This is a genomic window from Bradyrhizobium sp. Kon69, from assembly GCF_055807515.1.
The window spans coordinates 1-257 of record NZ_JBVVOS010000437.1 but is presented as its reverse complement, the minus strand read 5'-3'; the positions used below and the strand labels follow the sequence as shown (position 1 = coordinate 257).

Genomic DNA, 257 nt, shown 5'->3' with positions numbered 1-257 from the left:
ATTCCACACGGCGACGCGGTTGGCATAGCGCTCCACCATATCCATGTCGTGCTCGACGAAGACCGAGGTGACTTTCTCCTTTGCCAGCGCCGTGGTTAGAATGTCCATGATGGTGAGTTTCTCTGATGACGCGACGCCCGAAGTCGGCTCATCCATCAGGAGGAGCTTTGGCTTCAGCGCGAGCGCGAGTGCAATATCGACCAGCTTGCGTTGCCCCTCGGGCAGTTCGCGCGCCGTTCGTTCCGCATACGATTTGA

At 58.4% G+C, this 257-nt stretch carries 1 protein-coding gene; it reads right to left on the bottom strand.

Annotation, left to right across the window (positions count from 1 at the left end):
* On the bottom strand, positions 1-257 hold a 257-nt coding region (locus AC0L3U_RS39710; RefSeq protein WP_473365167.1), incomplete at both ends, for an ATP-binding cassette domain-containing protein.